This window comes from Bacillus sp. AF23, from assembly GCF_020861455.1.
GTDB classification, from domain to species: Bacteria; Bacillota; Bacilli; order Bacillales; family Bacillaceae; genus Bacillus; species Bacillus halotolerans.
This window is the reverse complement of sequence record NZ_JAJHVY010000030.1, coordinates 118,234-136,654: the sequence shown is the minus strand read 5'-3', so window position 1 is coordinate 136,654 and position 18,421 is coordinate 118,234. Positions and strand designations below refer to the sequence as shown.

20 protein-coding genes are annotated in these 18,421 nt (G+C 45.6%); 15 read left to right on the top strand and 5 right to left on the bottom strand.

The genetic code is table 11. The features are described 5' to 3' along the window. The first annotated feature begins 88 nt into the window (after positions 1-88). From LNN34_RS16460 to LNN34_RS16445, 4 genes are all read left to right on the top strand, one after another. Positions 89-1,390, top strand: a complete 1,302-nt coding sequence (locus tag LNN34_RS16460; protein ID WP_044158994.1) for a homoserine dehydrogenase — start codon at positions 89-91, stop codon at positions 1,388-1,390. Further along, on the top strand, positions 1,390-2,448 hold the full coding sequence (gene thrC / locus LNN34_RS16455) for a threonine synthase (RefSeq protein ID WP_044160320.1): 1,059 nt from the start codon (positions 1,390-1,392) through the stop codon (positions 2,446-2,448). The genes LNN34_RS16460 and thrC overlap by 1 nt, the downstream gene beginning before the upstream one ends. Continuing rightward, positions 2,445-3,374: a homoserine kinase gene (thrB, locus tag LNN34_RS16450; protein ID WP_106295613.1), complete on the top strand. Its 930-nt coding sequence runs from the start codon at positions 2,445-2,447 to the stop codon at positions 3,372-3,374. Before thrC ends, thrB begins: the two co-directional genes overlap by 4 nt. A gap of 108 nt (positions 3,375-3,482) precedes the next feature. Continuing rightward, entirely contained in the window at positions 3,483-5,459 is a 1,977-nt protein-coding gene (locus LNN34_RS16445) for a S9 family peptidase (RefSeq protein WP_229043828.1), read from the top strand. A gap of 39 nt (positions 5,460-5,498) precedes the next feature. Here LNN34_RS16445 and LNN34_RS16440 read toward each other — a convergent pair whose 3' ends face one another. After that, positions 5,499-5,834: a NifU family protein gene (locus LNN34_RS16440; RefSeq protein WP_175422398.1), complete on the bottom strand. Its 336-nt coding sequence runs from the start codon at positions 5,832-5,834 to the stop codon at positions 5,499-5,501. Between the two features lie 101 nt (positions 5,835-5,935). Here LNN34_RS16440 and LNN34_RS16435 point away from each other — a divergent pair, with 101 nt between their 5' ends. Continuing rightward, a complete protein-coding gene (locus tag LNN34_RS16435) occupies positions 5,936-6,262 on the top strand; it encodes a YuzD family protein (RefSeq protein ID WP_044158988.1) in 327 nt (108 codons plus the stop codon). A gap of 20 nt (positions 6,263-6,282) precedes the next feature. On the opposite strand, the gene LNN34_RS16430 is transcribed toward LNN34_RS16435, so the two are convergent. Then, a complete protein-coding gene (locus LNN34_RS16430) occupies positions 6,283-7,350 on the bottom strand; it encodes an NAD(P)/FAD-dependent oxidoreductase (protein ID WP_229043827.1) in 1,068 nt (355 codons plus the stop codon). A 263-nt stretch (positions 7,351-7,613) separates the two neighbouring features. Here LNN34_RS16430 and LNN34_RS16425 point away from each other — a divergent pair, with 263 nt between their 5' ends. From LNN34_RS16425 to LNN34_RS16410, 4 genes are all read left to right on the top strand, one after another. Beyond that, positions 7,614-7,850, top strand: coding sequence for a YuzB family protein (locus LNN34_RS16425; protein ID WP_010331736.1), 237 nt, complete (start codon positions 7,614-7,616; stop codon positions 7,848-7,850). A 137-nt stretch (positions 7,851-7,987) separates the two neighbouring features. Then, positions 7,988-9,202, top strand: coding sequence for a NupC/NupG family nucleoside CNT transporter (locus tag LNN34_RS16420; RefSeq protein ID WP_044158986.1), 1,215 nt, complete (start codon positions 7,988-7,990; stop codon positions 9,200-9,202). 122 nt (positions 9,203-9,324) lie between these two features. Further along, entirely contained in the window at positions 9,325-10,179 is an 855-nt protein-coding gene (gene dapF / locus LNN34_RS16415; protein ID WP_099043580.1) for a diaminopimelate epimerase, read from the top strand. A gap of 78 nt (positions 10,180-10,257) precedes the next feature. Next, a complete protein-coding gene (locus LNN34_RS16410; protein ID WP_010331733.1) occupies positions 10,258-10,620 on the top strand; it encodes a HesB/IscA family protein in 363 nt (120 codons plus the stop codon). 52 nt (positions 10,621-10,672) lie between these two features. Here the strand turns inward: LNN34_RS16410 and guaC are convergent, their stop codons facing one another. Continuing rightward, a complete protein-coding gene (gene guaC, locus LNN34_RS16405; RefSeq protein WP_069486973.1) occupies positions 10,673-11,653 on the bottom strand; it encodes a GMP reductase in 981 nt (326 codons plus the stop codon). Between the two features lie 278 nt (positions 11,654-11,931). Between guaC and LNN34_RS16400 the strand changes: the two genes are divergently transcribed. Continuing rightward, positions 11,932-12,072, top strand: a complete 141-nt coding sequence (locus LNN34_RS16400; RefSeq protein ID WP_044158982.1) for a hypothetical protein — start codon at positions 11,932-11,934, stop codon at positions 12,070-12,072. Between the two features lie 40 nt (positions 12,073-12,112). On the opposite strand, the gene yumC is transcribed toward LNN34_RS16400, so the two are convergent. Further along, positions 12,113-13,111 (bottom strand): ferredoxin--NADP reductase 2, encoded by a 999-nt coding sequence (gene yumC, locus LNN34_RS16395; RefSeq protein ID WP_024122718.1) that lies wholly within the window; start codon positions 13,109-13,111, stop codon positions 12,113-12,115. A gap of 330 nt (positions 13,112-13,441) precedes the next feature. On the opposite strand from yumC, the gene LNN34_RS16390 reads away from it, so the two are divergent. The 4 genes from LNN34_RS16390 to LNN34_RS16375 all read left to right on the top strand — a co-directional run bounded on the left by LNN34_RS16390 (position 13,442) and on the right by LNN34_RS16375 (position 16,115). Then, a complete protein-coding gene (locus tag LNN34_RS16390; protein WP_044158981.1) occupies positions 13,442-14,662 on the top strand; it encodes an NAD(P)/FAD-dependent oxidoreductase in 1,221 nt (406 codons plus the stop codon). 174 nt (positions 14,663-14,836) lie between these two features. Continuing rightward, positions 14,837-14,980, top strand: coding sequence for a YuiA family protein (locus LNN34_RS16385; RefSeq protein ID WP_024122716.1), 144 nt, complete (start codon positions 14,837-14,839; stop codon positions 14,978-14,980). A gap of 50 nt (positions 14,981-15,030) precedes the next feature. Next, positions 15,031-15,351, top strand: a complete 321-nt coding sequence (locus tag LNN34_RS16380; protein WP_044158980.1) for a YuiB family protein — start codon at positions 15,031-15,033, stop codon at positions 15,349-15,351. A gap of 104 nt (positions 15,352-15,455) precedes the next feature. Then, positions 15,456-16,115 carry a 3D domain-containing protein gene (locus LNN34_RS16375; RefSeq protein ID WP_081638361.1) on the top strand — a complete coding sequence of 220 codons (660 nt, stop codon included), beginning with the start codon at positions 15,456-15,458 and terminating at the stop codon, positions 16,113-16,115. Between the two features lie 33 nt (positions 16,116-16,148). On the opposite strand, the gene LNN34_RS16370 is transcribed toward LNN34_RS16375, so the two are convergent. After that, a complete protein-coding gene (locus LNN34_RS16370; protein ID WP_044158979.1) occupies positions 16,149-16,625 on the bottom strand; it encodes a divergent PAP2 family protein in 477 nt (158 codons plus the stop codon). 155 nt (positions 16,626-16,780) lie between these two features. On the opposite strand from LNN34_RS16370, the gene LNN34_RS16365 reads away from it, so the two are divergent. Further along, positions 16,781-18,283, top strand: coding sequence for a leucyl aminopeptidase (locus LNN34_RS16365; protein WP_229043825.1), 1,503 nt, complete (start codon positions 16,781-16,783; stop codon positions 18,281-18,283). Positions 18,284-18,421 lie beyond the last annotated feature (138 nt).

Sequence of the window (18,421 nt, the reverse complement as noted above, 5' to 3'; positions counted from 1 at the left end):
GCTTATATAATATTTGTAACTTATATGTCTGTGTTGAGTTAACAATTGTCTCTCTTGAAAGGACAATTCGAAGAAGGGTGGAGTTTTTTTGAAAGCAATTCGTGTAGGGCTTTTAGGCTTAGGTACCGTCGGAAGCGGTGTCGTTAAAATTATTCAAGACCATCAGGATAAGCTGATGCATCAGGTTGGCTGTCCAATTACAATAAAAAAAGTGCTTGTGAAAGATGTAGAGAAAAAAAGAGAAGTAGATTTGCCGAAGGAAGTGCTCACGACAGAAGTATATGATGTGATCGACGATCCAGATGTTGATGTCATCATCGAGGTAATCGGCGGTGTTGAGCAGACAAAGCAATATTTGCTTGACGCTTTGAGATCGAAAAAACACGTTGTCACGGCAAACAAAGATTTAATGGCTGTGTACGGTTCTGAACTGCTGGCTGAAGCAAAGGAAAATGGCTGTGATATTTACTTCGAAGCCAGCGTTGCCGGCGGGATTCCAATTCTTCGCACATTAGAGGAAGGCCTCTCATCAGACAGGATTACTAAAATGATGGGAATCGTAAACGGAACAACGAACTTTATCTTAACCAAAATGATTAAAGAGAAAAGCCCTTACGAGGAAGTGCTTAAGGAAGCGCAGGATCTGGGGTTTGCTGAAGCTGACCCGACTTCAGATGTGGAAGGGCTCGACGCCGCACGGAAAATGGCAATATTGGCGCGTCTCGGCTTCTCAATGAACGTCGATCTGGAAGATGTCAAAGTGAAGGGGATCTCCCAGATTACAGACGAGGATATCAGCTTCAGCAAACGCCTCGGCTACACAATGAAGCTGATCGGGATTGCCCAGCGTGACGGCAGCAAAATTGAAGTCAGCGTTCAGCCGACGCTGCTTCCAGATCACCATCCGCTTTCTGCCGTGCATAATGAATATAACGCCGTCTACGTGTATGGCGAAGCTGTCGGAGAGACGATGTTCTATGGCCCGGGAGCGGGAAGCATGCCGACAGCCACATCAGTTGTGTCTGACCTGGTCGCTGTCATGAAAAACATGCGTCTCGGCGTAACCGGCAACAGCTTTGTTGCGCCGCAATACGAGAAAAACATGAAGTCGCCGTCCGATATTTATGCACAGCAATTTTTGAGAATTCACGTGAAGGATGAGGTAGGCTCATTCTCGAAAATCACGTCTGTGTTCTCAGAACGGGGCGTCAGCTTTGAGAAAATTCTTCAGCTGCCGATTAAGGGGCATGATGAGTTAGCGGAAATCGTCATCGTCACACACCACACATCAGAAGCTGATTTCAGTGATATCCTGCAAAACTTAAATGATTTGGAAGTCGTTCAAGAAGTCAAAAGCACATATCGTGTAGAAGGGAACGGTTGGAGCTAATGTGGAAAGGACTTATCCATCAATATAAAGAATTTTTACCTGTAACGGATCAAACACCGGCGCTTACGTTACATGAAGGCAATACGCCGCTCATTCATTTGCCGAAGCTGTCTGAACAGCTCGGGATTGAGCTCCATGTCAAAACAGAAGGCGTAAACCCTACTGGATCTTTTAAAGACCGCGGGATGGTCATGGCGGTGGCAAAGGCGAAAGAAGAAGGCAACGACACGATTATGTGCGCGTCAACCGGAAATACATCAGCGGCTGCGGCTGCTTATGCAGCCCGCGCCGATATGAAATGTATTGTCATCATCCCGAATGGGAAAATTGCGTTTGGCAAGCTCGCTCAGGCAGTCATGTACGGAGCTGAAATCATTGCAATCGACGGCAACTTTGACGATGCCCTTAAAATTGTCCGTTCAATTTGTGAAAAATCACCGATCGCGCTTGTCAACTCGGTCAACCCTTACCGCATCGAAGGCCAAAAAACAGCTGCCTTTGAAGTATGCGAACAGCTGGGCGAAGCACCGGACGTTTTGGCGATCCCGGTCGGAAACGCGGGAAACATCACAGCGTACTGGAAGGGCTTCAAAGAATATCATGAGAAAAACGGCACTGGCCTTCCGAAAATGCGCGGTTTTGAAGCGGAAGGAGCAGCTGCGATCGTCCGCAACGAAGTTATTGAAAACCCGGAAACAGTGGCAACAGCGATTCGTATCGGAAACCCGGCAAGCTGGGATAAAGCTGTAAAAGCGGCTGAGGAGTCCAATGGGAAAATTGACGAAGTCACTGATGATGAAATTCTTCATGCGTATCAGCTGATCGCCCGTGAAGAAGGCGTGTTTGCAGAACCGGGCTCCTGCGCATCTATTGCAGGTGTGCTGAAACAAGTAAAATCCGGAGAAATTCCGAAAGGCAGCAAGGTTGTGGCTGTGTTAACAGGGAACGGGCTGAAAGACCCGAACACAGCGGTCGACATTTCTGAAATGAAGCCGGTCACCCTGCCGACTGATGAAGACAGCATCCTCGAATATGTAAAAGGAGCGGCCCGTGTATGAACGATGCCGACATGCTGTTCTCTGTCACTGTTCCAGGAAGCACGGCTAACCTAGGCCCCGGCTTTGATTCAGTCGGAATGGCGCTCAGCAGATATTTGAAGCTGACCGTCTTTGAAAGCGATCAATGGTCTTTTGAAGCTGAAACAGAAACAGTCGCCGGAATTCCGGCGGGTACAGATAATATGATCTACCAAGTGGCGAAACGGACGGCGGATATGTACGGAAAAGCAATGCCTCCTGCACATGTGAAAGTGTGGAGTGACATCCCGCTTGCACGCGGTCTTGGCAGCAGTGCTGCGGCCATAGTGGCGGCTATAGAACTGGCAGATGAATTATGCGGTTTACAGCTCTCCGAAGCAGACAAGCTGCATTTAGCCAGCCTTGAAGAAGGACATCCGGACAATGCAGGCGCTTCTCTCGTCGGCGGGCTTGTGATCGGACTGCATGAAGACGACGAGACGCAAATGATCCGCGTGCCGGATGCCGACATTGATGTTGTGGTTGTCATTCCTTTTTACGAGGTGCTGACAAGAGACGCGCGGGACGTGCTCCCGGCAGAGTTTCCATATGCGGACGCTGTAAAAGCCAGCGCCGTCAGCAACATTCTCATCGCGGCGATCATGTCAAAGGATTGGCAGCTTGTCGGAAAAATCATGAAAAAGGATATGTTCCATCAGCCGTATCGGGCGATGCTTGTCCCGGAATTGTCTAAAGTGGAGCATGTTGCCGAGATGAAAGGCGCTTATGGAACTGCCCTCAGCGGAGCGGGCCCGACGATTCTTGTCATGACCGAAAAAGGAAAAGGAGAAGCGCTGAAAGAGCAGCTCGCACTTCATTTCCCGCATTGTGAAGTCGACGCTTTGACCGTTCCGAAAGAGGGAAGTATAATAGAGCGAAATCCTTTCTATCAAGTGAAAAGTGTATAGTTCATTCCAAGCGTTCCTCAGCGTCAGCAGAGGACGCTTTTTTTCTTCATGATATAAAGGGATTTTTATTTAGAAAAACGAAATACATGTAAAAAGGAGGAGATTGATATGAAAAAGCTGATGACCGCCGAAGATATGACAGCCATTGTCTCGGTGACGGACCCTCAATACGCCCCGGACGGCAAGCGTGCGGCTTATGTGAAGTCACAAGCAAACAAAGAGAAAGATTCATATACTTCAAATATATGGGTATATGATGCAGGAAGCGGCACGTCCATTCCTTGGACACATGGAGAAAAGCGGAGTACTGATCCTAGATGGTCTCCTGACGGACGCCAGATTGCGTTTGTTTCTGACCGTGATGGCGATGTGTCTCAGCTTTATATAATGAGCGCTGAAGGCGGGGAAGCAAAAAAACTGACTGATATTCCATATGGTGTGTCTCAGCCGGTATGGTCTCCGGATGGAGAGTCAGTGCTTGTCACGGTCAGCCTGGGAGATGAAGAAAGTGTTTATGATCAAGAGAAAACGGAACCCGACAGCTTTGAACCGGTTGAAGTGCATGGTTTAGCCTATAAACGGGATGGAAAAGGGCTGACGAGAGGCGCGTATGCTCAGCTTGTGCTTGTCAGCGTGAAGTCTGGTGAGGTAAAACAGCTGACTAATGAAAAAGCTGACCACTTCGATCCGGCTTTTTCTCCTGACGGCAAATCTCTCGTTTTTTCGGCTAATTTGACTGAAACGGATGATGCCAGCAAGCCGCACGATGTCTGCATGGTGTCGCTGGAGACAGAAGATCTCAAGCTGATTACCTCTCATCGCGGCTCATTCGGACCCAGCTCTTTTTCACCGGACGGAAGGTACCTTGCTTTGCTTGGGCATGAACAGGAATATCGGAATGCAACGCTAGAAAAAGCGTGGCTTTATGATATAGAGCTAGACCGCCTTACGTGTCTCACTGATATGCTGGACGTTCACTTAGCGGATGCGTTGATTGGAGATTCGCTGATAGGAGGAGCTGAACAGCGCCCGGTTTGGACAAAAGACAGTCAAGGGTTTTATGTCATCGGCACAGAACAAGGCAGCACGGGAATCTATTATGTTTCTATAGAGGGACTCGTATATCCGATTCGGTTAGAAAAAGAATATATCAACAGCTTTTCTATGCATCCTGATGAACACAGCTTTATTGCCAGTGTGACAAAGCCTGGCAGACCTAGTGAGCTTTACAGCATTCCGCTTGGACAGGAAGAAAAACGGCTGACTGATGCGAATGACAAGTTTGTTGACGAGCACCTCATTTCGTTACCTGAAGACATTCAATATGTGACAGAAGATGGGATGACGGTGAACGGCTGGCTGATGAAACCTGCTCACGCTGCAGAGGGCAAAAACTATCCGCTTATTCTCAATATACACGGCGGTCCGCATATGATGTACGGGCATACATATTTTCACGAATTACAGGTGCTGGCGGCGAAAGGATATGCAGTGGTTTATGTAAATCCAAGAGGAAGTCATGGCTACGGACAGGAATTTGTGAACGCAGTCAGAGGGGATTACGGCGGAAAAGACTATCAGGACGTGATGCAGGCAGTGGATGAGGCGATCAAAAGAGACCCGAAGATAGATGCCGAGCGGATAGGGGTCACAGGCGGAAGCTACGGAGGCTTTATGACCAACTGGATCGTGGGGCAGACACATCGTTTTAAAGCAGCTGTCACTCAGCGTTCGATTTCAAACTGGCTCAGCTTTCACGGCGTTAGTGATATCGGCTATTTTTTCACGGACTGGCAGCTTGAGCATGACATGTTTACCGATACGGAAAAACTGTGGGACCGTTCCCCTTTAAAATATGCGGCAAACGTGGAGACGCCCCTTTTAATTCTTCATGGCGAACGTGATGACCGGTGCCCGATTGAACAGGCTGAACAGCTTTTTATCGTCTTGAAAAAAATGGACAAGGAAACCGTGCTGGTCCGTTTTCCGAAAGCGACGCATAATTTGTCACGCAGCGGACACCCGGGACAGCGGATCAAGCGCCTGACCTATATAAGCTCATGGTTTGACCAATATCTCTCATAAAAAAAGCCAGGCTGATCAAATATCAGCCTGACTGCTTTATTAAAAGACTTGTTCTACTTCAATTACACCCGGCACTTCTTCAAGAAGAGCGCGTTCAATTCCGGCTTTCAGCGTAATTGTTGAACTTGGGCAGCTGCCGCACGCGCCTAGAAGACGAAGCTTAACAATACCTTCATCAATGTCTACAAGCTCACAGTCACCGCCGTCACGAAGTAAAAACGGACGAAGTTTGTCCAGTACTTCCTGCACCTGTTCTTTCATTTCAACTTCAGTCATGACATTCGCTCCTTTCGTCGTCATAAAACCATTATATTCAGTGTAACAATAAAAATCTATTGTTTGGTTTGCAGAATTGCTCCCATTATTATAGCACATTCAGACTTGAACACAAAAACGGTTTTTTTCTATAAAAACGTCTTTTGTCTCTGTATACTTAATAGAAAGAATGTAATGCAGAGAAATGGGGGCACTTATCAATGACCAAAACAGTCATGCTCAGCGTATATGGGGCAGAAACCGTTTGTGCAAGCTGTGTCAATATGCCGACGGCTAAAGATACATTTGAATGGCTTGAGGCTGCGCTGAAAAGAAAATATCCGGATCAGCCTTTTGAAATCCAATACATCGACATTTACGAGCCGCCTGACGTCGAAAACGTAAAACAGCTTGCGGAAAAAATCAGAAATGACGAATATTTTTATCCGCTCGTCCTCGTCGAAAATAAAATTGTCGGAGAAGGCAATCCGAAATTGAAGGATGTATATGAGGAAATGGAGAGATACGGTTATACAGAAAACCGCTGACTTCATCAGCGGTTCTGCTATTATCCGTTATGGTGTTTGTACATCCACAGCAAGCCGGATTTCAGCAAACGCGGAACACGGCCGATCAGCGGCCGGTCAGCAACAAGTCCGAAGCCGGATTTTTTTCCGAGTGAACCTAAAACGCCTTTCAGCTTAAACTGAGGCATTGATTCAGGAAGGGCTTCACCATTCCAGCGTTTTTGCAATATTTGGACAATCTGTTCTGCTTGAGCTTCTGCCAGCTGGGCACTCGGTGCGTGAGGAAGGCTGGCACAATCTCCGACAACGTACAGATGTTCATCACCCGGGACATTGTGATGAGAGGTTAACACGACACGGCCTTGTGCGTCCTTTTCCACATCCAAGTCTCTGACGACTTTATTCGGCTGTATGCCGGCTGTCCATACGATGGCGTCTGCGGAAATTGCGTCATCGTGGTTATACACAACGCCTTCTTCTACTCTTGTGATATTTGCCCTGTTAATAATGCGGACACCGTGCTCTTCGAACCACTTTTGCACATATTTGCTCAAACGCTCGGGAAAGCTTGATAAAATGAGATCTCCGCGGTCAAACAAAATAATGTTCAGATCGTCACGGCTTTCTCTTAATTCACTTGCAAGTTCAACGCCGCTAAGGCCTGCTCCGACAATGGCAACAGTCGCTTCGGCGCATAAGTTGTTCAGCTTTTGATAGGTTTCGCGGGACTGATCGATGGTTTGAATGCTGTAGGTGAATTCGGGCGCTCCCGGCACGTTATGATATTTATCCTCGCAGCCGAGCCCGATCACTGCGTCATCGTAAGAAATCGGTTCGCGGTCATGGAACAGCACTTGTTTTTGTGCAATATCAATTGATGAAATATCGCCGTACTCGACATCCAGGCGAGGGTGCTCTGGGAACGTTACTCTGATATGGTGGTCAGAAATTGTGCCTGCGGCAAGGGCATAATATTCTGTTTTTAAGCAGTGATAAGGATTTCTGTCAATTAACGTGATTGAAACATCATGAGGCAGCTGGTTGGGCAATAAGCGATGAAGAACACGCATGTTTCCGTAACCTCCGCCGATCAAGACCAATTTTTTCATTTGAATTCCCCTTTAACCCGAAGAGTATGATAGACACATTGATGAAAAATACGAACTTTGTAAAATAACATCTAGAATTATATCGAATTTGATCTAAAATCACAATATTAGTTTCAAAATAACCTACAAATTAGCTTTAAAACGCAAATTAGTAGAACGTTATTGCGGGAATGATATGTTACGATAATAAATTTTGATGCGTTCGTTGTCTTTGACGAATAGTGAAAAATTCGCGATAATGTTCATATGTGAGGTGAAACCGCATGAATCCAATGATTGAATTTTGTGTCAGCAATCTGGCTCACGGCTCTCAGGAAGCCCGAGCGATTTTAGAGAAAGATCCGAATCTGGATGTTCTTGAATACGGCTGTTTAAGCTATTGCGGAAAATGTATGGAATCACTATTCGCTCTAGTAAACGGAGAAGTCGTTACGGGTGAAACACCTGCTGAGCTTGTTGAGAATATATATACATTTATTGAAGAAAACCCAATGTTTTGAAGAAAAAGGGCCTGTTTCAGGCCCTTTTTTATTTTGCGGTACAAAAGTACTGAAAAAATGTGTAGACATCAAAAAATATTATTGTTATCGTATAAAAGATTTGTTTTAAATAAATTTTAAGAGGTGTAGGTGTATTCATGAATGTTCTTTGGGGACTGCTCGGCGCAGTTGGGATAATCGCCATCGCGTTTTTATTTTCAGAAAAGAAAAGCAATATTAGAATAAGAACCGTCATCGTTGGTTTATGTATACAGGTGGCGTTTGGATACATCGTGTTGAAATGGGAAGCGGGACGCGCTGTTTTTTTATGGTTTTCAAGCCGTGTACAGCTTCTGATTGATTATGCCAATGAAGGCATCAGTTTCATATTTGGGCCGCTTTTAAAAGTCGGCGACAGCCCGGCGTTTGCATTAAGTGTACTGCCTGTTATCATTTTCTTCTCAGCACTGATTGCAGTTTTATATCATTTGAAAATCATGCAGCTCATTTTCCGTGTGATCGGCGGCGGATTGTCGAAGCTTCTTGGGACAAGCAAAACGGAATCTCTTGCGGCTGCTGCTAATATTTTTGTAGGGCAGTCGGAATCTCCGTTAGTGATCAGGCCCCTTATTGCAGGGCTGACGCGCTCTGAACTGTTTACAATTATGACGAGCGGTCTATCGGCTGTTGCGGGTTCAACTTTGTTTGGCTACGCCCTTCTCGGTATTCCGATTGAATTCTTGCTCGCGGCTAGCTTCATGGCTGCTCCTGCGGGTCTGGTTTTCGGAAAATTAATCATTCCTGAAACGGAAACGCCGCAAACAGTAAAAGGCGATTTCAAAATGGATGAAGGCGAAGGAGCGGCCAATGTGATTGACGCGGCTGCAAAGGGTGCGTCAACAGGTCTGCAAATTGCGCTGAACGTTGGTGCGATGCTGCTTGCATTCGTCGCATTAATCGCCGTGGTCAACGGTATTCTCGGCGGTGTTTTTGGCTTGTTCGGTTTAAAAGATGTCACATTAGAATCTATCCTCGGCTATGTGTTTTCTCCAATCGCCTTTATGATTGGTGTGCCATGGCATGAAGCCTTGCATGCCGGAAGCTTTATCGGCCAGAAATTGGTGCTGAATGAGTTTGTCGCTTATTCTAACTTCGGTCCGCACATCGGCGAGTTTTCTAAAAAAACCGCTACGATTATCAGTTTTGCGTTATGCGGATTCGCAAATTTCTCCTCGATTGCGATTATGCTCGGTACGCTTGGCGGTTTAGCGCCAAGCCGCCGCTCAGATATCGCACGCCTCGGGTTAAAGGCTGTTCTAGCGGGAACATTAGCCAATCTGCTGAGCGCGGCTATTGCCGGCATGTTCATATAAAAGATAAAAGCTCCTTGCGTAATTGCAAGGAGCTTTTATGTATGAAAAACGGGGGATAATTGTATTGTGTCCGTTTATAATAGCTTTTATACTAAGAAAAAGAGAAAAAGTTGGAGGCATCTATGAACTCATTTCGATTTACCAAAATGCACGGACTTGGAAACAGCTATATATACGTGAATCAATTTGAAGAACAACTGCCGGAAGAACAACTGTCTGAAATAGCGGTTCAAGTGTCTTCCGTTTATACAGGGATCGGCTCCGACGGAATGATCCTCATATGTCCTTCAGATCAAGCACCTGTCAAAATGCGAATTTTTAATAATGACGGGTCTGAAGGGAAAAACTGCGGCAACGGCCTGCGCTGCGTTGCAAAATACGCGTATGAGCATAAGCTGGTTGAGGAAACATCTTTTCTGATTGAAACCCTCTCCGGGCTTGTGAAAGCGGAGGTTCAAGCTGAAAACGGAAAAGTGAATGTTGTCACTGTCGATATGGGTGAACCGCGTCTGACAAAAGCCGAGCTTCCGATGCTTGGCGGCGGTGAGGAGCAAACCATTAATGAAACAATGACATTTGAAGAAGCTGAGCTAAAAGGCACCGCGGTTTCCATGGGCAATCCTCATATCGTTTTTCCGGTTGCCGATATTGAACAGGCTCCGCTGACGACACTGGGACCGGTGATTGAAAAAGATCCTAGATTTCCGGAAGGTGTGAATGTCGAGTTTGTGGAAACTGTGAATGAGCATGAACTGCACTTCCGCGTGTGGGAACGGGGATCAGGCATCACACAGGCTTGCGGAACAGGCGCTTGTGCAGCGGCTGTCGCATCTGTTTTAAACGGCGTATCAAGACAAAATGAAGACATTACGGTTCATTTAGCGGGCGGAGATTTGGTCATTAATTGGAAAGAGAACGGCCATGTGATGATGACAGGTCCGGCAGAGACTGTTTGTGAGGGCGTCTATTTTTTATAAAACAGCTAGTTTGAGAAATGAGCCGATCAAGTTTATAATAAAAGACAACATCCGGTTTCTAAAAGGAGGTTCACATTAATGAGCAACCCTGTAACAATTACAGAAGCAGCAGCTTTGCATATAAAAGATATGATGAAAGAGCATGAAGAAGAAAACGCGTTTCTGCGTGTCGGCGTTAAAGGCGGCGGCTGCAGCGGTCTTTCATACGGAATGGGCTTTGAGCATGAAAAAAGCGAAGCAGACAGTATGTTTGAGGAGCACGGCATTACTGTTCTCGTCGACAAAGAAAGCCTTGATATCATGAACGGCACTATTATAGACTTTAAGCAATCCATGCTTGGCGGCGGTTTTACCATCGATAATCCAAACGCCATCGCCTCATGCGGCTGCGGTTCTTCTTTCAGGACAGCGACGAATGCAGGTAAACCAGAAGAGTGCTAATAATAGAAAAAGCCAAGTCAAGCGGCGAGCCGCTGACTTGGCTTTTTTTATTTTAATACTTATCTCCATTAAAAATCGAATTCTTCACGATGACATAATCCACATTGCGGATAGCCTCCAGCTTAGTTCCGCCAGCATAAGAAATAGAAGATTGAAGATCCTGTTCCATTTCAGTCAGCGTATCCATGATTGCGCCTTTATGCTCTACGTGCATTTTTTTGCCTTCGACATTTTTCTTTTCGCCTTTTTGATATTCAGAGGCTGAGCCAAAGTATTCTTTGTAGAGCTTTCCGTCTTTTTCAATGGTTTGTCCCGGTGATTCCTCGTGTCCGGCAAATAGTGAACCGATCATGACCATGGTGGCGCCGAATCGGATTGATTTTGCGATGTCGCCATGGGTGCGGATTCCGCCATCCGCGATAATCGGTTTGCTGGCGGCTTTTGCGCACCAGCGCAGCGCGGCTAATTGCCATCCGCCTGTTCCGAAACCGGTTTTAATTTTCGTTATACATACTTTTCCCGGTCCGATGCCGACTTTTGTTGCATCCGCTCCGGCATTTTCGAGCTCTCTGACAGCTTCCGGTGTTCCGACATTTCCCGCGATGACAAAGCTGTCCGGAAGATGCTTTTTGAGGTACTGAATCATCTCAATGACGGCATTGGAATGTCCGTGAGCGATGTCGATGGTCACGTATTCAGGGACCAGATTTTCTTCTGCCAGGTGACGGACAAATGCATACTCCTCATCTTTGACCCCAACGCTGATAGAAGAGAATAGGCCGCGTGCGTTCATGTCCTTTATAAAGTCAATCCGTTTTTCAGGTTCAAAGCGGTGCATCACATAAAAGTAGCCGTTTTCGGCTAATGAAACCGCAAGTTTCTCATCTATAATCGTCTGCATATTGGCAGGAACGACGGGCAATTTAAATGTACGTCCGCCTAAACGCACGGATGTATCACATTCAGAACGGCTGTTCACAATGCATTTTGCAGGAATTAGCTGAATATCTTCGTAATCAAACACGTTTTCCATAGAATCCACTCCTAAATACGAATATTTATGATGAATATATACCAAATGTTCGCCTTGTATAATGTACTCTGTTTTGGAGAGGATGTCAAACGATTTATCTGATGATGGATGTGATTCAGGTGCGGAAGCTTGTCATTCAGGATGAGTTTGGGTATCATAGTCTTAACGAATGGTCTCATAGAGCGGATGATAAGACGCTAATATATAAGTTCAGCACAGCTTGGTCCTTCAGCACCAGGCTTTCTTTATGACATGGACATGGAAAGGAGCGAGTGGAGATGACTCAAAACGAAGAACAAACACCGAAGTCCCAAAAGATCCAAGACCGCATTATCATGACCACGATCTGGGTTGTAGCAGCCCTTGTGATTGCGCTGGTTATCGGAACTGCGATGAATTATATAAATATCTTCAAATAAAAAAGGAGCTGTGTCATCTTGACACAAACTCCTTTTTTTATTATTTATTTTCAAAAAGACTTGTAGAGTGCAGAGGCTGTACGCGAGCTTTCGGGTCCATATAAGCTTTCGCGTTGTTAACAGCTGTCGGTGCTTCGCCGAAGCCGCTTGCGATCAGGTTGACTTTTCCTTCGTATGTGCAAATGTCACCTGCTGCGAAGAAGCCTTCGATATTTGTTTCCATCGTTGATTTGACGACAATGGAATTTTTCTCAATTTCAAGTCCCCAGTTTTTAATCGGTCCAAGAGATGAGACGAAGCCGTAGTTGACAATTAAGTCATCGATTTCTAAAATCTCTTTGCGCTCGCCTTTCACTTCCTCAAGCACAAGCTGCTCGATTTTGTCTTCTCCGATGAGCTCTGTCGGAACAAATGGAGTCAGGACATTCACTTTAGATGCGTGAAGGTTTTCCACACTGTGCTCATGCGCGCGGAATTTATCGCGGCGGTGAACGATGGAAACTTCTTTTGCGATTGGCTCAAGCATAAGCGCCCAGTCAACCGCTGAATCTCCTCCGCCCAGAATCGCAACGCGTCTGCCGGCGAATTTTTGTAAATCATCAACGAAGTAGTGAAGGTTTTTGCCTTCGTATTGTTCAGCTGTTTCAAGCTCGAGCTTTCTTGGTTTGAATGCGCCGTTTCCTGCAGTGATGATGACCGTTTTAGAGTAATGGGTTTCTTCGTTTGTCACAAGCTTAAACACGCCGTCTGCTTGTTTTTCAACAGATTCAACCGCTTGCTCCAAACAAATGGTTTGGTCGAATTTCGCCATTTGCTCTTTTAAGTTGTTCACTAGCTCTTGGGCGCGGATTTTCGGGAATCCTGCTACGTCATATATATATTTCTCAGGGTACAGGGCACTAAGCTGTCCGCCAAGCTGAGGCAGGCTTTCGATAATTTTGACGCTTGCCTGTCTCATGCCTCCGTAAAAAGCGGTGAATAAGCCGACCGGTCCCCCGCCTATAATTGTAATATCATAAACCTTTGTATCCTCTCGCATACGAAAATTGCCTCCTAAATGAAAATTGTTATTAATTATACCATATTGCTCTTAAAATTGACGAGTCAGCAGAAAAATTTGCGAGTGTATTGTATGCGCATTCATTCTTGATCATATGCCTGGGGGCCGATACGATAAGAAAAACATGAATTCATCTTTTTTCTGAATGTTTCATGAACCAGCCGGATACACATGATAGTAGTGCTATGGGTGTGGACTTCACAAAAAACTTTTCAATATATTTCATAAAATCCTGCCAATAAGCTGAAGATAACACAAATGATGATTTTTATATGCGTCTAACAGCAAAAAAAAGAGAAGGTGGATGTGATGGCATTGAATAAGCCCAAAATCGTGATTTTAGGTGCAGGTTATGGCGGATTGATGACAGTGACAAGGCTGACGAAGCATGTCGGTCCGAATGATGCTGATATTACGCTTGTGAATAAACACAATTATCATTACGAAACGACATGGATGCACGAAGCGAGCGCCGGTACGCTCCATCATGACCGCTGCCGTTATCAGATAAAAGATGTAATCAACCAGTCACGTGTCAATTTTGTACAGGATACCGTGAAGGCAATCAAAATAGAAGAGAAGAAAGTTGTGCTTGCCAATGGAGAACTGCAGTACGATTATTTAGTTATCGGCCTCGGAGCGGTACCTGAAACGTTCGGCATTAAAGGTTTAAAAGAATTTGCGTTTCCGATCGCCAATATCAATACATCCCGTGTGCTTCGGGAACATATTGAGCTGCAATTTGCGACTTACAACATTGAAGCTGAAAAAAGGCCGGACAGGTTAACAATCGTTGTCGGGGGAGCCGGGTTTACGGGTATTGAATTTCTTGGCGAACTGGCTGCCCGTGTGCCGGAGCTCTGCAAGGAATATGACGTTGACAGAAGCCTTGTACGCATTATCTGCGTAGAAGCAGCGCCGACCGTATTGCCGGGCTTTGATCCCGAGCTTGTCGATTATGCTGTTCACTATCTTGAGGAGAATGGCGTTGAGTTTAAAATCGGAACGGCGGTTCAAGAGTGTACCGCAGAAGGAGTCACAGTCGGCAAAAAAGATGAGGAGCCCGAGCAAATCAAATCGCAAACAGTGGTGTGGGCGGCAGGTGTCCGCGGACATCCGATTGTGGAAGAAGCCGGCTTTGAAAATATGCGCGGCCGGGTGAAAGTCAATCCTGATCTTCGCGCGCCCGGACATGACAGCGTCTTTATTCTCGGCGACAGCTCGCTGTTTATCAATGAAGACACTGACCGTCCTTATCCGCCGACCGCCCAAATCGCGATGCAGCAGGGGACTACGGTCGCTAAAAACATTGCAAAACTCATTAAGGGCGGCGAGCTTGAAGAATTCAAACCTGATATAAAAGGAACGGTGGCTTCTCTTGGCGAGCATAATGCGGTCGGAGTCGTGTACGGAAGAAAACTGAAAGGCACGCCGGCTTCTTTTATGAAAAAAGTCATCGATAACCGTTCGCTGTTTTTAATCGGCGGACTTGGACTCACACTGAAAAAAGGCAAGTTTAAGTTTTTCTAAAAACCCGCTCTCCGCGGGTTTTGTTTTATTAAAAAACGCCAAAATAAAAAGAGAACAAGAGGAAACTAAAAATGTTTCCGCTTACATCAAAAGATATGTCACATGATCTGACTTTATCATTGACACCTTGGTATGGTATTATTATCTGAAAATTAAGAAAAAGGTGATGCTAAGATGAAAACCGCAACGACAACCGCTTCACAGGCATGCCCGTTTTGCTCAGGGAAAGGGTATTTTCAATTAATCCTCGGCGGTTCAGAAACTTGTCCGTCATGTCAGGGGACAGGTAAAGACAGTCATTCATTTTCCAGCCGTTGACTTTTTAAAAGCCCCCGCGGTACACTAAAAGTAACGCAGGGGGTGGGGTTTTGATTAGTCTGCCAGTCGTTATCATCTCAATTGTTTTATTTTTTGTTTTGTTTTTTGGAATCGGTTTCTTATTAAACATGCTGCTGAGAATGTCTTGGATTATGGCTGTGATTTATCCGATTGTATGCCTTTTTATAATCAGCAAGGAAAAGCTGATCAGCTATATCCAATCGCCAGGCGAATCCTTTGCCAGCCTGTTTCAGAGAGTCGTATCGTTAGCTGCTGCAGATGTATTGATTTTAGCCAGCGGTCTGGCCGGCGCCATTGTCTCAGGCATAGCGATCAACATGCTCAGAAAAAGAGGATATCAGATGTTTTAATGCCGCTTTCTTTCTAAAGAAAGCTTTTTTTTGTGCCTTCAGCGCATTCACCGTTTTGAATATTGCTCCCGCTATATGGGAACAATGATTCGGAGGAGAGGTGAATAATGTTGAAAATGATCAGACGTTTGCTGATGGCCTGTTTATTTCTGCTCGCGTTTGCCACGACATATTTAGCGATATCAGGAGTAGAGGCGAAGGACTTATCAAAATGGGTACAAGAAAATAATGAGAAGCACTCGAAGAATACAGGACTGACATTAAAAGCATTGCAGCAGAAAAACGAAAAAACGATGTCCGCTGCAGCCAAAGCAAAAGACAAACCATTGGAAGAAGCCTTTGACTGGAACCAATATCCGGCGCAAAAAGTAACGGCTACAGGCTATACAGCGGGAGTCGAATCGACGGGTAAAAAACCTGGTGATCCATTATACGGGCTTACATATTCAGGTGTTAAAGTGAAAAGAGATTTATACTCTACGGTTGCCGCCGATCCATCCGTTTTTCCGATCGGCACCATTTTATTTATCCCGAACTACGGTTTGGGTGTCGTTGCGGACACCGGATCGGCCATCAAGGGAAACCGCATTGATTTGTATTTTGAAACCGTTCATGATGTCTACAATGAATGGGGCAAAAAAACCCTGGACGTGTATGTGATTAAGAAGGGGACCGGAAAAGTCACTGAGGATGAACTGGTAAAGCTTAATGAAACAAAATCATTGCAGGTGTTCAGAAATCAATACAAAACAGTGAAAGAATAAAACGCTCCAGCTGCGGCTGGAGCGTTATTTTTTTTACAGAAAAAAGTATGCCAGTGCCAGTGTTAATAAAATTCCTGTCAATCCGCCAAAAAAGACCTCGATTGGCTGATGGCCGAGAAGCTCTTTCAGCTTTTTTTGTTTTTCTTTCTCTTCGGCTTTCGGGAAATCTTTTGCTTCATTCACAAAACGGTTAAAATCAATCACAAGTTTATTAATGACTGTTGCCTGCTCGCCGGCATGACGTCTGACGCCGGTTGCGTCAAACATGGTAATGACGGCGAAAATGGCTGAAACCGCAAAGAGAGAGGAACCTAATCCATGCTCTAAAGCTACGCCGGTAGAGAGCGCCGTAACAGCTGCGGAGTGGGAACTCGGCATGCCGCCTGTGCTTGTCACCAGCGACCAGTCCAGTTTTCTGGATACGATAAATTGTATCGGCACTTTAATGACTTGTGCAAAGATGATGGCAGCAAGGCTTGATAATAAAGGAAAATTCATAAAAAGTTCCATAGGCGACATCCTTTCTATATGAAAATCTTTCGTGTTACAAAAGAAAAAAGCAGGTCTTTGTCTGTTGTTTGATAAAATAAATGTAAGGAAAGAATGTTTTTCCTATTATACCATTGTTCATTACAAATACCCATTACGTTAGGAGTGTAAGCCTTATGTTTTATGCGGTTCAACAATTAGAGCATACTGAAACCCTGGTGGTCGGACTTTTTCAAAAAAGCCAGCTGACAGGCAAAGCAAAGGAAATTGATGGAAAACTGGAAGGCCATCTGACTCAGCTTCTGAAAGACGGTGATGTCTCTGCCAAACGGAATCAAGTATCAAAAGTATTCCCTCCGTCCTCCGCTGGTATGAAACGTATTTATTTCGTCGGTTTGGGAAGAGAGGCGAATTATTCATTTGAAGAGGCGAAGGAAAGCTTTGCCCATGTTTTTCACGCCATTCATAAAGACAGAAAACAAGAGGCTGCCGTACTGCTTGACACATTTATTTGTGAAGAAGTTCCCGCAGCGGATGCCGCTCACGCATTAGCTGAGAGCTGCCTGCTTGCTTCTTATGAGGTGCAGGATTATAAGCACAAATCTAATGAGCCGGATAAACAGCTTGAATCCATCTATGCCGTCACAGATGAAGATACACAAGAAGTGCAGGCCGGTCTTCTTGTCGGCCGGGCATACGGACAGGGCACAAATTCGGCGAGAACGCTTGTTAATATGCCGGGAAATATGCTGACAGCAACTGACTTGGCTTCTTATGCGTCCGAGCTTGCGGCGAAGTATGATTTTGAGTGTGAAATATTGGAGAAATCGGATATGGAAGAGCTCGGTATGGGCGGAATCCTTGCGGTAAACCAGGGCTCTGCCGAACCGCCCAAAATGATTGTCTTGAAGTATCAGGGCAAAAAGGAATGGGAAAACGTTATCGGACTTGTCGGAAAAGGAATTACCTTTGACACAGGCGGTTACTCTATTAAAACGAAAACAGGAATTGTCGGCATGAAATCCGATATGGGAGGAGCGGCAGCGGTCCTTGGCACAATGGAAACGATCGGCGAGCTTCGTCCGGAGCAAAATGTGCTGGCTGTCATTCCGTCAACCGACAACATGATTTCAGGCGGGGCGATGAAGCCTGACGATGTCATCGTGTCATTAAGCGGAAAAACGATTGAAATCCTTAACACGGATGCAGAAGGAAGGCTTGTGCTTGCAGACGGCCTTACATATGCGAAACAGCATGGCGCGTCTGTTCTTGTTGATGTGGCAACGCTCACCGGCGGTGTTGTTGTGGCATTGGGCACAGAAACAACCGGCGCCATGACAAATAACGAGAGCTTTTATCAGCGGGTGGCTGAAGCTGCGGAAGAGTGCGGTGAGGCCATCTGGCAGCTGCCGATTACAGAAAAGGATAAAAAACGTGTGAAAAACAGCCAAATGGCGGATTTAAACAATTCACCGGGACGGGAAGGCCATGCCATTATGGCAGGAACGTTTCTTGGTGAGTTTGCTGAAACGACTCCTTGGGTCCATCTTGATATTGCAGGCACAGCAACTTCAAGTAAAGCAAGCTGCTTCGGCCCGTCCGGTGCAACCGGCGTCATGGCAAGAACACTGGCTACTCTGGCAGAAAGATTCACAGCGGAAGAAGACGCAAAAGCATAATAAATATAGCCCTGCTGCGATTTCGCGGCAGGGTTTTTTTTCTCCAAAATCTTTAGTTGACTAAAGTATCATGAATATGATACGATACGTTCGTGCTTTATTTATCTACTACATTAGCAAACTAAAGGGTTTTTGGAG

Excerpts from the sequence above, each read along its gene's own strand:
- LNN34_RS16435 (WP_044158988.1), top strand. The coding sequence starts at position 5,936 with ATGACCAAAACAGTCATGCTCAGCGTATATGGGGCAGAAACCGTTTGT.
- LNN34_RS16440 (WP_175422398.1), bottom strand. The coding sequence starts at position 5,834 with ATGTGCTATAATAATGGGAGCAATTCTGCAAACCAAACAATAGATTTT.
- yumC (WP_024122718.1), bottom strand. The coding sequence starts at position 13,111 with ATGCGAGAGGATACAAAGGTTTATGATATTACAATTATAGGCGGGGGA.
- LNN34_RS16365 (WP_229043825.1), top strand. The coding sequence starts at position 16,781 with ATGTTTTATGCGGTTCAACAATTAGAGCATACTGAAACCCTGGTGGTC.
- dapF (WP_099043580.1), top strand. The coding sequence starts at position 9,325 with ATGAACTCATTTCGATTTACCAAAATGCACGGACTTGGAAACAGCTAT.
- LNN34_RS16425 (WP_010331736.1), top strand. The coding sequence starts at position 7,614 with ATGAATCCAATGATTGAATTTTGTGTCAGCAATCTGGCTCACGGCTCT.
- thrB (WP_106295613.1), top strand. The coding sequence starts at position 2,445 with ATGAACGATGCCGACATGCTGTTCTCTGTCACTGTTCCAGGAAGCACG.
- LNN34_RS16410 (WP_010331733.1), top strand. The coding sequence starts at position 10,258 with ATGAGCAACCCTGTAACAATTACAGAAGCAGCAGCTTTGCATATAAAA.
- LNN34_RS16370 (WP_044158979.1), bottom strand. The coding sequence starts at position 16,625 with ATGGAACTTTTTATGAATTTTCCTTTATTATCAAGCCTTGCTGCCATC.
- thrC (WP_044160320.1), top strand. The coding sequence starts at position 1,390 with ATGTGGAAAGGACTTATCCATCAATATAAAGAATTTTTACCTGTAACG.
- LNN34_RS16430 (WP_229043827.1), bottom strand. The coding sequence starts at position 7,350 with ATGAAAAAATTGGTCTTGATCGGCGGAGGTTACGGAAACATGCGTGTT.
- guaC (WP_069486973.1), bottom strand. The coding sequence starts at position 11,653 with ATGGAAAACGTGTTTGATTACGAAGATATTCAGCTAATTCCTGCAAAA.
- LNN34_RS16385 (WP_024122716.1), top strand. The coding sequence starts at position 14,837 with ATGAAAACCGCAACGACAACCGCTTCACAGGCATGCCCGTTTTGCTCA.
- LNN34_RS16390 (WP_044158981.1), top strand. The coding sequence starts at position 13,442 with ATGGCATTGAATAAGCCCAAAATCGTGATTTTAGGTGCAGGTTATGGC.
- LNN34_RS16445 (WP_229043828.1), top strand. The coding sequence starts at position 3,483 with ATGAAAAAGCTGATGACCGCCGAAGATATGACAGCCATTGTCTCGGTG.
- LNN34_RS16420 (WP_044158986.1), top strand. The coding sequence starts at position 7,988 with ATGAATGTTCTTTGGGGACTGCTCGGCGCAGTTGGGATAATCGCCATC.
- LNN34_RS16400 (WP_044158982.1), top strand. The coding sequence starts at position 11,932 with ATGACTCAAAACGAAGAACAAACACCGAAGTCCCAAAAGATCCAAGAC.